The organism is Flavobacterium sp. YJ01 (assembly GCF_029320955.1).
In the GTDB taxonomy this organism is placed as follows: Bacteria; Bacteroidota; Bacteroidia; order Flavobacteriales; family Flavobacteriaceae; genus Flavobacterium.
Map to the genome: position 1 here is coordinate 3724834 of NZ_CP119757.1, position 12609 is coordinate 3737442.

Genomic DNA, 12609 nt, shown 5'->3' on the forward strand with positions numbered 1-12609 from the left:
TGGTTTATTAGTTAATTTTGATTATAACTCCGTTTTTGTCAGTGGTTAGCTTGCCTTTGTTTTTTTTTCCGTTTATGATTTCTTTTCCATTAATTTTAACAGAAACTTCATTTACAGTGTCGTTAACAATCGTGTCTACTTCTTCTGTGTCGTAATCGCTGTCGTGGTCTGCAGGGCAGTTTAGACATTTTACTTTAGAATTTTCAACTTTATAATTGTAATCTCCATCGTAATTTAGATTAAAGAAACCTTCATCAGAATTGTAATAATCTCTAACAGAAGAATCTGGTTTAACTAATTGTCCTTCTGGTAAGTAAATGTAGATGTCAACTTCTTGACCTCTAAACTTATTTTTTACATCTGTCAGAAAATAATTATCCAAAATTAAATGATTTCCAACAATTTGAAACTTGTAATTAATTTTTTCTGCTCTTTTTTTCGCATTTGTAAAAGAATTTCCTCTTGCGCTTTTTTCGATTTGAACAAAAGGTGCAGCCTCATCTGTGTGTAAAATATGTAAACCTACATCATTAGAATAAATCAATTCATTGTTTGCAGAATCTTGTACAAATTCAAATTCTCTTCTTTGATTTAAGCTTTTTGCATAATAATCGCTATGCTTAAACTTGATAAACAAAGTGTCTTGCGGACGAATTGCGATTTCTTTCTTTTCTACAACTTTATTATCGTAAGAAACTTCAGTTGCTTGTTTAATCCCGATGCTTGCCAAAATTGCAATAGAAATAATCCAAATAGCTAAAAGCGTGTATTTTGTAATGTTTCCGATTGATTTTAAGTTTGGAGATAACAATTTAAATCCTAAAAGTGTTAAGAAGAAAAACGGAATTCCAACAACAAAAAACATTAATAATCCAAATGACCAAAGCGGATATTCTGTAAAGTTTCCTGCTTCGACAAAGTTCTGCCAAGGAAAATCAATAAAGATATTTGTTCCTAAAGTAAAAACGCCAATCAATAACATGATCAAAGTTGAGATTCCGCTTATGATTAGAATTACACCTAAAAACTTAGCGAAAATTTTAAAAACCGTCATGATAAAGTCTCCAAATGAACTACTTATTCTCTCAGCTCCCGACTTTACCTGGTTTCCCATTTTGTCATAATCTGCATTTTTAAATTTATCAGAAAGGGTGTCAATTTCTTCGCGAACTTTTTTTTCGATGTTTGAAATTGTTACTGGTTCTCCAGTCATTTCTAATTTTTCAGAAGTTGTAATCGCTTCTGGAGTTACAATCCAAAGAACGAAATAAGCTAAAATTCCTGTTCCAAAACCTGCAAAAACGAATACTAAGAATAAGATTTTAATCCATACCGCGTCAATTCCAAAATAATGTCCTAAACCTGTAGCCACACCGCCAATTAATCCTTTTTCTTTATCGCGGTATAATTTTTTGTGTTTTCTCGCACCGTAATTATGGAATGATTGGTTCGAATTTTCTTCGTCTTCAATTCTGTAATCTTCTGGTTGTCCCATTACTGCAATCACTTCGTCAACGTCTTTCAGTCCAACAACATGTTTCTCGCTTTTTTGTTTTTCTGTCAATAATTCAGAAACACGCATTTCGATATCTTTAATAATTTCATCTTGTCCAGACGAGTTGTTAAGTGATCGTTTTATAGCGTCAAAATAGCGTGTTAATTTTAAGTATGCGTCTTCATCTATGTGAAAAAACATCCCGCCTAAGTTAATATTTACTGTTTTGTTCATGACTTATTGATTTTGATTGGTGATTAAGTTTACAGCGTCAGACAATTCTGTCCAAGTACCGCTAAGTTCGTTTAAAAAAGTTTGTCCTATCTCGGTTAATCCATAATATTTTCGCGGCGGACCTGAGGTCGATTCTTCCCAGCGATAATTAAGTAAACCGTCATTTTTTAATCTAGTTAACAACGGGTAAACAGTTCCTTCTACAACTAGTAATTTTGCGTTTTTTAAAGTGTCTAATATTTCAGATGTATATGCGTCTTTTTCTTTTAGAACAGATAAGATGCAAAACTCAAGAACACCTTTGCGCATCTGTGCTTTTGTGTTTTCAATGTTCATAATTTCATTTTGTTTTTTTTTGATTGAACAATTCGTTTTTTGATTGATGATGATTGATTGATGATGATTGATGATGATTGATGATTGATTCGAAAATAACTTTTAACCTTGATTTGTGTTACTTTATAAAAGGAATCGTAAGCGGGTATTTATATAATTCTCCGTTTGAAGCTTTTATTGTAGCATAAATCACTAAAAAGAATTCAACAAATTTTAATAATCCAAAAAGTACTACAGCAGTAATTCCTACACTTAGCATTCCGATATGCGATTGAAAATCAAAGTTTCTAATCACAAAATTATGATCGTTAAAAAAGGCTTCAATTGGAATGTTCTGTAAAACTACTGATACAAAAATTGGTATTGCAATAAGTGCTAAAATCAAAGTATAAAGCAATAAGCTTAACTGAAAGTTCAAAGCCTGTTTTCCGTGATGATCTGCAAATTCAGATTTGTCTTTGTAGTTTGTCCAAATGATTAACGGAAAAATATAGTTCCCAAATGGAATTATATATTGACTTAATGTACTCAAATGAGTAAATGCTGCTGTATTCTTTTCTGATGTTTTTTCCATGATGAGTGGTGTTGTTGTTTCCATGATTAAAAGTATATAGTAATTTCTTATGCAAATATATGTCTAAAAAACAGTATCTTGTTTTACATAGTACCAAATATTAACAAAAATTTAACAAATTTAAAACTAAGAATTTTAATTTAAATCGCTGAAAACCATCTGAAAGTATTGATTTTGTTGATGTTGTTTTGATAGTTTAATAATTTATTGTGCACGCATAGTTTTTTTGTATTTTTACATAAAAAAATAAATGACATGGCACTTTCGGTATCAAAACTTAATAAGTTCGTTCTATTTAAACTTCCTTCTGCATATTTCTGTGGTGTTCGTGTAAAGGATATAAACGACAGCAGCTGTACAGTAACAGTTAAACACAGATGGATCAATCAGAATCCGTTTAATTCGATGTATTTTGCAGTTCAGGCAATGGCAGCAGAATTAACAACTGGAGCTTTGGTCATTTCTCAAATTCAGCAAAGCGGAAAAAAGATTTCGATGTTAGTTGCAAATAATAAAGGAAACTTTACTAAAAAAGCAACTGGAAGAATAACATTTGTTTGTAGAGATGGACATCTAATTGCAGACGCAATCAAAAAAACAATTGAAACTGGAGAAGGGCAGACTTTCTGGATGAAATCTATTGGAACAAATGAAGAAGGTGTTCAGGTTTCTGAAATGGATTTTGAATGGAGTGTTCGCTTAAAATAAAATAAAAACAGCCTCAGAAATGAGGCTGTTTTACAGAAAACGGCTGTGGTTATTTTTTGATTATTTTAAAACTTTCACTGCTTCCGTTTTCAAAACTAACTTTAACAAAATAAAAACCACTCATTAAATTTGAGGGTAATACTGTTACTTGTGAATCAGAATTATTAATATTCTGATGCCACACTTGTTTTCCACTTGCTTCATAAATTGTAATATGCGCAATATTTACAGGATTGTTAAAATCTATTGTAAACACTTCATTAAAAGGATTAGGATAAACATTAAATGAATTTTTTGATGCAAGTTCAAAATCATCATTTCCTAAGTTCGGATCATAAGTTCCAGCTTCGTTATTATTTTTATCTAAAGATGTTACCACAATAAATTTAGTATCAACTTGATCCTGAGTCAATGTAAACTGGTTTTTAGCTGTAATTTCGATAATTTTAGAACCGTCATCTTTGTTGGTAACGGCTTCGGCAGCGTTGTTAAAAGCATAAATTACATATTTTACTGGTAAATCACCATCAGAAGCAGGAGCAGGGGTATCCCAAGTTAAGCTGGTTCCTGTAATAGTAATATTTGCCGGTTTATTTGGGCAAATGTCATCTTTTCCTGCAATAGGCGGAGCGAAAGATTTGTATTTATATTCTGCTCCACTCAAATTTGTATTTATTGATTTTGAATTCGTTTTTATAGAAGCGTAACTATAGGCAATTTGACCAAATGTAGCATTCATAGATGCTGTTCTGTTGTGAATCGTCTGATTTTGTAATTCTGACGATGCCCAGTTGTTGGTATCATCCATTTTGTAAAACGCTTGACTTACATATAATTGCTTGTTTCTAGCTTTTATTTCATCATTCCACCATTGCGAAAGTTTTACATAATCTTGTGCTCCAGTGATTTTCCAATATAATTGCGGAGCAAGATAATCTACTTTTCCAGCGTCTAACCATGCAATCGGATCGTAAAATAAGTCATTGTAAGATGATCCACCAGTAATTCCAGCAGGCACACCGCTTTTCCATATCCCAGAAGGACTCACTCCAAAAACAATATTTTTATTCAAATTAGTATTAATAGTCTGAAGAGCATCATAAACCATTGTAATCAAGATGTTTCCGTTTTCTCTTCTCCAGTTTGCTAATGTTAAACCATTTGGATTATGGTCAATAAATGTTTGACTATCTTGATTTGCAGGAGCTGCAGCCATGGCACCGCTTGGGTAAAAATAGTCGTCAAAATGAATTCCATCAACATCATATCGTGTGGCAATATCCTGAATGATAGAAACAATGTAGTCCCGAACTTCGGGTAATCCGGGATTTAATATTTTCAAGTTGGCATTATTGGCGGCAGTAATTACCCATGACGGATTTTTACTTATCGGATGATTTGACGCATTTGTATAAGTACCATTCTTTGCTCTATAAGGATTTATCCAAGCATGAAGATCCAATCCTCTCTTATGCGATTCAGTTATGGCAAATGTTAAAGGATCCCATAGAGGGTTAGGAGCTAGTCCTTCCGTTCCTGTTAAGTAGTTTGACCAGGGTTCTATTGCAGATACATATAGTGCATCACTTGCTGGACGAACTTGCAGAAATACCGTATTATAACCATTGTTTTGAAGATTATCTAGAATTGTAATTAATTCGGCCTGTTGTACAGCGGGAGAAGCTGTTTTGTTTGTAGGCCATGTTAGATTGAAAACAGAGGGTAAAAAAACACCTCTCAAATCTCTTTTAGGTGTTGTTTTATTAAATTCTGGTCCCTGTATGCATTGTGCTTCGAGTAGTGAGAAACTCAAAAACAGACATGTTGCAATTGCAGTTTTAAAAGCAGTAAAAGTAGTTTTTTTCATAGTAAATTGGTTTTTTGGTATAATTATCGAAGTATAAATATATTAAAAAACGCAATTGTATTCATTTATTTTGCATTTTATTTCGTTTTTAATTTGATTTAAAATGCAAATAACGCAACAAGACGCAAAAATAGAAAGGATATTTTTGAAATTTAAGAACAAGACATAAAAAAAGACCTCAATTGCTTTAGAGGTCTTTTTGTTTTATTGTACGAACATTTTTATTTTAATGCTTTTGTAAAAAAGAAAAATAAAGCAAGTTTTTATGTATTACGATTGTAAGATCTTTTAATTAAATATTGAATTAGTATTACAGCTAATAAAACGACAGCAATAAGCAGTTCCAGAAAAATTAACCCCACGAAGGGCATTCCGCATTTTAATGGTCCATTAGCAGTTAATCTATTTGCAATAATATTAAACACTAAGCATGAAAATACGATTTGCAAAAGAAAATTAATAATACTCACTTTGGCAAAGTTCAATTTTATACTTTCTGCATTATCTTTTCTTCCAAATATAAATTGGAAAATTAATGGTAAAAAGAGTAATAAAAAGGGATTGATTCCGAACATAGTTTAAATTGGCTTTTGATGATTTTGATCTTTTCAAAATTAATGCCAATTCATTTTTGTAAGCCTTTTAATAATTTAAATTAACCCCAAAACCAATTCCCATATCGCTGTCATAATGAGTTGTAATCCCGAAGTTTCGGCCAACGATGTATTTCAATCCTGCCATGTATTCTTTATCGGTGTTCCACATTAAATTCATTCGAAGTCTTTGCGAAAGCGGAATATCTTTTCTTTCAAACTGTAAACGTACATTTCCATCGGTATAAACCTCAACTTGCGCTTTTATGAGCATTGGTAAAGTGTATTCAGCTCCTAAACTAAAAACCGAGCGATTATCTTTGGTGTTTTTTTGACCAAAGAGATTTTGTTCTTGTTCGTCCATTCCCATTTTTCGGTAACGCCAGTCAAAACCTATAAAAGGCATTAACCATTGATTTTTTCCAATATATCTTCCAATATGCGTTTCGGTTTCATAACCGTGTTTGTCGTTGTAGCCCAATCTCCATTCTGTTCCGATGCTCCAGCGCGTATTACTGAACATCGCTTCACCATCATTTCCATTCGTAGCAAAATCATTTTCAGCCATAAAATGAAACATTCTGTCATCCATTTTTAGCATTTTAAAAGCCATTTCTGGATGATGAATCAACGGATTTGGTGCCGAATTTTCATAAGTAAAAATTCTTCCCATTCCCGCCATCATATGATATAAAATATGACAATGAAAAAACCAGTCGCCATCGGCATTTGCCTGAAATTCGATTGTATCAGTTTCCATTGGCATAATATCAATGACATTTTTAAGTGGAGCATAATCGCCGTGTTCATTCAGAATTCTAAAATCGTGTCCGTGTAAATGCATTGGGTGTCGCATCATTGAACCATTATATAAAATAATACGAACGTTTTCTCCTTTTTTAATTAGAATTTTATCCGTTTCAGAAACTACTTTATTGTCTAAACTCCAAACGTAGCGGTTCATGTTTCCAGATAAAGTGAAACGCAATTCTTTTACAGGCGCGTCTTTTGGAAGATTGGTTTTAAACGGGGATTTCAGCATTCCGTAATTCAAAGTCACAATTTCAGAAGTTTCAGTGCTGTCACTTTCCATTTTCATGTCTTCCATATTATGATTGGAATGATCCATTTTTGGTTTTGAATTTTCATCTTCACCAGAAATTTCGGGATACATTACGGCATTCATATCCATTTTATTCAAAGACATATTCATGCCCATATCGTTCATTTCTCCATTCATTTTCATCATATCATTCATCATTTTCATGCCTTCAAAATATTTTAGTTTTGAAAGATGATGAATTGGTTGTTTTTCTCCACTTCCTAAAAACAAAGAGGCTGATCCCGTTCTGTCTTCGGCTGTAGCCAAAAAAGCAAAAGATTTATGGTCTTCTGGAATAGTAACCACAACATCGTAAGTTTCAGAAACCGCAATAATCAAACGATCAACTTCTACTGGTTCGACGTCGTTTCCATCACTTGCCACAACGGTAATTTTTCCGCCACCGTAAGTCAGCCAGAAATAACTGGAAGCACCTCCGTTTGCAATTCGTAATCGAACTTTTGAACCTGGTTTCAAATCTGAAAACTGTTGTTCATTTCTTCCGTTAATTAGAAATTTTTCATAATAAACATCACTCACATCCATGGCATTCATTCGTTTCCATTCGTTGGTCACTTTGGTCGAAAAATGGCCTTGTTTTACCGCTTCGGCATAACTTTGTGTTGTTCCTTTTTTAATTGCAAACCAGTCATTGGCATTGTGAAGCATTCGCTGAATATTTTCTGGTTTAAGATCTGACCATTCACTTAAAATAACTGGAATCGTTGGCAAATCGTCAATGCCTTTTCTAATTGTTGAATCGTCTTTTTTCTTATTGATGATAAAAAGTCCGTACAAACCAATTTGTTCCTGCAAACCAGAATGACTGTGATACCAATAGGTTCCGTTTTGAATTATAGGAAAAGAATATTTATGAGTTGTTGCCGGTTCAATCGGCATTTGAGTTAAATAGGGAACTCCGTCTTCTTTATTGGGAAGAAATAATCCGTGCCAATGCATAGAAGTTGTTTCTTTTTTTAATTCGTTATGAACATAAATTTCAGCAATATCACCTTCAGTAAAAGTCAGAGTCGGCATCGGAATTTGTCCGTTAACAGAAATTGCTCGTTTTTCTTTGCCCGAAAAATTGACAATTGTATCACGGACATGCAAATCGTAACGCACTACTTTTTGAGCCTTCAGCTGAAAAGCAATTAAAAAAAGTAGAAGTATATATTTGATTTTTATCATTATTATAATTTTAATTCGTTGGGTTAAATTGAACACAGTTTAATTTTAACACATAGAAACATAGAGTTTTATGTGTAAAAAAGAAAGTACAAGAAACTAGTTTCCACACATAGCTATGTGTATTGATGCAAGTGAAACGCCTTTACCTACAATGTAAAGCTATGTTTCTATGTGTTGAAATAATTATGCCTAACTTATAATTTTAAATTTCTCAATCGCAAAGCGTTTACGATTACAGATACAGAACTCAAACTCATGGCAACAGCAGCTAACATCGGCGAAAGCAGAATTCCTAAAAATGGATATAAAATTCCTGCTGCAATTGGTACGCCTAAAGTATTATAAATAAAAGCAAAAAATAGATTTTGTTTGATGTTTGACATAACGGCATGGCTCAGGTTTTTGGCTTTTACAATTCCGTTTAAATCGCCTTTTACCAATGTAATTTTTGCGCTTTCGATTGCAACATCAGTTCCTGTTCCCATTGCAATTCCAATGTTTGATTGTGCTAAAGCAGGCGCATCATTGATTCCGTCGCCAGCCATGGCAACAATTTTTCCTTGTACTTGAAGACGTTCAATTTCTTTTAATTTATCTTCAGGAAGACAATCTGCTTTGAAAGAACTCAAATGTAAATGTTCAGCAACGGCTTTTGCCGTATTATGATTATCACCTGTCATCATGATAACCTCAACGCCTTGAGCTATTAATTCTTTAATGGCTTTTGCGCTGTTTTCTTTGATGGCATCGGTAATAGCTACGAAACCTAAAACGCTTTTTTCAATGGCGATGTACGAAATAGTTTTTCCTAAATTCTGTTCAAAAATTACTTTTTGTTCTAAATCGGTAGAAACAGAAGCGCCAATCTCATCCATTAATTTTCTATTTCCTAAAGCTACTTTTTTGTTTTCTATAATTCCTAAAACACCTTTTCCGGTAATGGTTTCAAAACTTTGAACTTCTTTAAATGAACTTTTTTTTGCTTTCGCGAAATTGACCACGGCCTGCGCCAAAGGATGTTCACTATGCTGATTTAAAGAAGCAATATTTTGAAGCAGAAAATCTTCCTCATTATTAACGGCATATATTTTTTCTACAGATGGTTTTCCTTCCGTAATTGTTCCTGTTTTATCGGTAATTAAAACATCAATTTTATTCATGTTTTCCAAGGCTTCGGCATTTTTGATCAAGATTCCGTTTTGTGCTCCTTTACCAACTCCCACCATGACAGACATCGGAGTTGCGAGTCCAAGTGCGCAAGGACAAGCGATAATTAAAACAGCAATGGCATTGATTAATCCGTAAACATAAGCGGGTTCTGGACCAAATTTTGCCCAAGCAAAAAAGGTTACAATCGAAATAATAACTACAGTCGGAACAAAATATTTAGAAACTCGATCGGCTAATTTCTGAATTGGAGCGCGAGATCTGCTGGCATCATTTACCATTTGAATAATCTGCGACAACATGGTTTCAGATCCTACTTTTTCGGCAATCATAACAAATGATTTTGTGCCGTTTATTGTTCCCGAAATTACAGCATCGCCTGTTTTTTTGTCAACAGGAATTGGTTCTCCTGTAATCATCGATTCATCGATACTGCTTTCGCCAGAAGTTATTTTTCCATCAACCGGAATTTTTTCTCCTGGTTTTACACGAAGTAAATCGCCCTTTTTAATGTTATGAATAGAAATTACTTTGTCAATTCCGTTTTCTACCAACGTAGCTTCTGTTGGAGCTAATTTTAATAATTCTTTTATTGCTCCGTTAGTTTGTCCGTGCGCTTTTGCTTCTAATAATTGTCCTAATAAAACTAAAGTGATAATTACAGTTGCGGCTTCAAAATACAAATGAATAGTTCCGTGATGTGATTTGAATTCAGCTGGAAAAATATCTGGAAAAAACATTCCGACAATACTAAAAAGGAAAGCAACACTTGTTCCGATTCCAATTAAAGTGAACATGTTAAACTTCCAAGTCACAATGGATTTGTAGGCACGAACAAAAAACATCCATCCTGCATAAAACAATACTGGAAGCGAAAATAGAAATTGAACCCAATTCCATTTTTCGATAGACATTATATTGTAAAGCGGATTATTCGGAATCATTTCTGACATTGAAATAATGAAAATAGGAAGCGTAAACAAAATTGCTATTTTCATTTTTTTCAATAAATCACTGTAAGTTTTGTTTTCTTCGCTTTCAGAAGCCTGCATCGGAACCAAACCCATTCCGCAAATCGGGCAATCGCCTGGTTCGTTTGAAACGATTTCAGGATGCATCGGACACGTAAATTGTGTTGCAGTTATGGCAATTTGTGGAACTAAATCCATTCCGCACACTGGGCAGTCTCCGGGTTTGTTATATGTTTTGTCGCCTTCGCAATGCATTGGGCAATAATAAACGCCGTTTGCACTATGCTGATGCACTTTTTTTGTTTCTGTTTTATGATGATCATGGTTCTCTTTTTTATGACCCGAACAGCAAGATTTTACAGATGTTTCAGAATGGTTTTTAGGAGAATCCATTTCGATAGTATAATTTCCTGCTGTAGACAAAACTTCTTGAAATTTTTCTGTCGACACATGTTTGTCCATTATTATGGTTGCAGTTGGCGGATTCAGAGTTACTTCTGCCTGAACGCCATCTATTTCATTTAAAGTTTTTTCGACTTTAGTTCGACAGCCGTTGCAAGACATTCCTGAAATTATATATTGATGAGTCATTGTATTGGTTTTTAAGTATTACAATGCAAATTTCCGAAGTACAAGTTACAATGGTTTGTAGAATTTTGGGAATGATTTGTAAGATTTACGATTTTTTTTTAACCGCAAAAGGTGCAAGGATTTTTGATATGCTGGGCTTTATAAAAAACGCAAAGTTCGCAAAGCTTTATCTTAAAAATAACTTTGCGAACCTTGCGTAAATCTTTGCGCCTTTTGCGGTTAAAAAAAAATTACAAATTCTCTATCTGAATACGCATTTTATCTTTCGATTGTTTGAAAGAAGTAGGAGTGTAGCCCGTAATTTTTTTGAATTGATTACTCAAATGCGCCACATTGCTATAGTTCAAAATATCAGCAATTTCGCTTAACGAAAGCTCATTATAAATCAACAATTCTTTTACTTTTTCTATTTTCTGGCTAATGAAATACTTTTCGATTGTCGTGTTTTCAATTTCCGAGAATAAATTGCTCAGCGAATTATAATCTTGATTTAAATTTTCTGCCAAGTAATCAGACAAGTTGATTTTAAGATCATTGTTTTTATGATGAACCAAATCGACAATCAGGTTTTTTATTTTTTCTACCGTTTTTGTTTTTTTATCATCAATTAAATCAAAACCTAAAATTTGAAGATTTTCTAATAAAACCTCTTTCTGTTTATCGCTAATTTCTTCCTCAAGTTCAACTTCACCCAATTCAACAGCAATAGTTTGAAGTCCGAGCTTTTCGAACTCAGACTTCACAACCATTTTGCATCGGCTACACACCATATTTTTGATGTAAAGCTTCATATTATTTAATCGTTTCTACCACGTTTCCGCAAGTCAGCATCGAAGAACCGTAATACGGATTCTTAACTGCTTTTTCTTTGCTTAACCAATCAGCATCGGCCATTGGGCAATATTGTTTGTAGATTGGTTCAGTTGGATTTGAAACTTTTATTAAATCGTACGTGCTTTTAGACAACGATTTAAAAGTCTCACGTTGTTTTTTAAGATCTGTTGTTGATGAAATACTTTTAGCATCGGCAGTTAGTTTTTTCACTACTTTCATCCAAACTGTATGTTCGTTGCTTTTCAATTTGTCCATTTTTACTGCTGTAATCGCTGTCAGTAAATCTTTGGCTTTAGCCGAAGTCAATTTGCTGTCACTTTTTATAAGTGCATCTTTTACAGTAAAATAAGCATCATAAACGCTTTGCAATTGAGCATCTGCAATTTCGATTGTTATTGCTTCAGAATTTAGCGTGTTTGCCTGAATGTTATTTGCAGAAAATAATATTGCGATTGTTGCTGTTAAAGCTATAATTGATTTTTTCATTGTGATTTGTATTTGATAAAGGATTTTCAAATTTCCTTTAGATTATTTAAAGTTTTCGATTCAAAAAATACCCAATATGGGCTAATAAAAATACAAAAATTATATTTTCGGCTTCAGCCAAATTGAAGTAAAACCCGAAGAAATAGTAACTTCAGGATAATAATTGAAAGTGTTTTTTAAAGAAAAATTGAAAATATTATTTTGTAAATCAAATTCATTTGAAGTTAAAATAATATTTGAAAAGTTTGAGGTATTACAGCCCGAATGACGGCATTTTCCGTCACAATTATGTTTGTCTTGTTTTGAAGTTTTGTTTTCGCAGCATTTTTTAGAACAGCTGTTTTCTTTTTTAGTGGCAATTTCTTTAGTATGTTCCATATTGCATGCATAAGTATAACCTGGATTCAAAAAGAAACTAAGCGTTATAAAAAGCATTATTATGTGGATTTTCTTGTTCAAA

The 12609-nt window shown here is 33.1% G+C and carries 10 protein-coding genes; 1 reads left to right on the forward strand and 9 read right to left on the reverse strand.

Annotated elements, in window-relative coordinates; translation table 11 throughout:
* Positions 1-7 precede the first annotated feature (7 nt).
* The 3 genes from P0R33_RS16370 to P0R33_RS16380 form a co-directional block, all read right to left on the reverse strand.
* Positions 8-1729 carry a PspC domain-containing protein gene (locus P0R33_RS16370; RefSeq protein WP_276172269.1) on the reverse strand — a complete coding sequence of 574 codons (1722 nt, stop codon included), beginning with the start codon at positions 1727-1729 and terminating at the stop codon, positions 8-10.
* Between the two features lie 3 nt (positions 1730-1732).
* Positions 1733-2065 carry a PadR family transcriptional regulator gene (locus P0R33_RS16375; protein WP_008464689.1) on the reverse strand — a complete coding sequence of 111 codons (333 nt, stop codon included), beginning with the start codon at positions 2063-2065 and terminating at the stop codon, positions 1733-1735.
* Between the two features lie 118 nt (positions 2066-2183).
* The gene (locus P0R33_RS16380; RefSeq protein ID WP_276172270.1) at positions 2184-2663 is read right to left on the reverse strand and encodes a DUF4870 domain-containing protein; all 480 of its coding nucleotides are present in this window, start codon (positions 2661-2663) and stop codon (positions 2184-2186) included.
* Positions 2664-2894: 231 nt separating this feature from the next.
* On the opposite strand from P0R33_RS16380, the gene P0R33_RS16385 reads away from it, so the two are divergent.
* On the forward strand, positions 2895-3347 hold the full coding sequence (locus P0R33_RS16385) for a DUF4442 domain-containing protein (protein WP_276172271.1): 453 nt from the start codon (positions 2895-2897) through the stop codon (positions 3345-3347).
* A 49-nt stretch (positions 3348-3396) separates the two neighbouring features.
* Here the strand turns inward: P0R33_RS16385 and P0R33_RS16390 are convergent, their stop codons facing one another.
* The 6 genes from P0R33_RS16390 to P0R33_RS16415 form a co-directional block, all read right to left on the reverse strand.
* On the reverse strand, positions 3397-5214 hold the full coding sequence (locus P0R33_RS16390; protein WP_276172272.1) for a family 10 glycosylhydrolase: 1818 nt from the start codon (positions 5212-5214) through the stop codon (positions 3397-3399).
* A 642-nt stretch (positions 5215-5856) separates the two neighbouring features.
* Positions 5857-8100: a multicopper oxidase domain-containing protein gene (locus P0R33_RS16395; RefSeq protein ID WP_276172273.1), complete on the reverse strand. Its 2244-nt coding sequence runs from the start codon at positions 8098-8100 to the stop codon at positions 5857-5859.
* A 194-nt stretch (positions 8101-8294) separates the two neighbouring features.
* Positions 8295-10829, reverse strand: a complete 2535-nt coding sequence (locus P0R33_RS16400; protein ID WP_276172274.1) for a heavy metal translocating P-type ATPase — start codon at positions 10827-10829, stop codon at positions 8295-8297.
* A 230-nt stretch (positions 10830-11059) separates the two neighbouring features.
* On the reverse strand, positions 11060-11578 hold the full coding sequence (locus P0R33_RS16405) for an AraC family transcriptional regulator (protein ID WP_276175666.1): 519 nt from the start codon (positions 11576-11578) through the stop codon (positions 11060-11062).
* A gap of 43 nt (positions 11579-11621) precedes the next feature.
* Positions 11622-12149 carry a DUF3347 domain-containing protein gene (locus P0R33_RS16410; RefSeq protein WP_276172275.1) on the reverse strand — a complete coding sequence of 176 codons (528 nt, stop codon included), beginning with the start codon at positions 12147-12149 and terminating at the stop codon, positions 11622-11624.
* A 99-nt stretch (positions 12150-12248) separates the two neighbouring features.
* Positions 12249-12608, reverse strand: a complete 360-nt coding sequence (locus tag P0R33_RS16415) for a hypothetical protein (protein WP_276172276.1) — start codon at positions 12606-12608, stop codon at positions 12249-12251.
* Between the last annotated feature and the right edge of the window lies 1 nt (position 12609).

What these genes read in the sequence shown, in the direction of transcription:
- P0R33_RS16370 (WP_276172269.1), bottom strand. Translation starts at nt 1,729, where the DNA reads ATGAACAAAACAGTAAATATTAACTTAGGCGGGATGTTTTTTCACATA.
- P0R33_RS16375 (WP_008464689.1), bottom strand. Translation starts at nt 2,065, where the DNA reads ATGAACATTGAAAACACAAAAGCACAGATGCGCAAAGGTGTTCTTGAG.
- P0R33_RS16380 (WP_276172270.1), bottom strand. Translation starts at nt 2,663, where the DNA reads ATGGAAACAACAACACCACTCATCATGGAAAAAACATCAGAAAAGAAT.
- P0R33_RS16385 (WP_276172271.1), top strand. Translation starts at nt 2,895, where the DNA reads ATGGCACTTTCGGTATCAAAACTTAATAAGTTCGTTCTATTTAAACTT.
- P0R33_RS16390 (WP_276172272.1), bottom strand. Translation starts at nt 5,214, where the DNA reads ATGAAAAAAACTACTTTTACTGCTTTTAAAACTGCAATTGCAACATGT.
- P0R33_RS16395 (WP_276172273.1), bottom strand. Translation starts at nt 8,100, where the DNA reads ATGATAAAAATCAAATATATACTTCTACTTTTTTTAATTGCTTTTCAG.
- P0R33_RS16400 (WP_276172274.1), bottom strand. Translation starts at nt 10,829, where the DNA reads ATGACTCATCAATATATAATTTCAGGAATGTCTTGCAACGGCTGTCGA.
- P0R33_RS16405 (WP_276175666.1), bottom strand. Translation starts at nt 11,578, where the DNA reads ATGGTTGTGAAGTCTGAGTTCGAAAAGCTCGGACTTCAAACTATTGCT.
- P0R33_RS16410 (WP_276172275.1), bottom strand. Translation starts at nt 12,149, where the DNA reads ATGAAAAAATCAATTATAGCTTTAACAGCAACAATCGCAATATTATTT.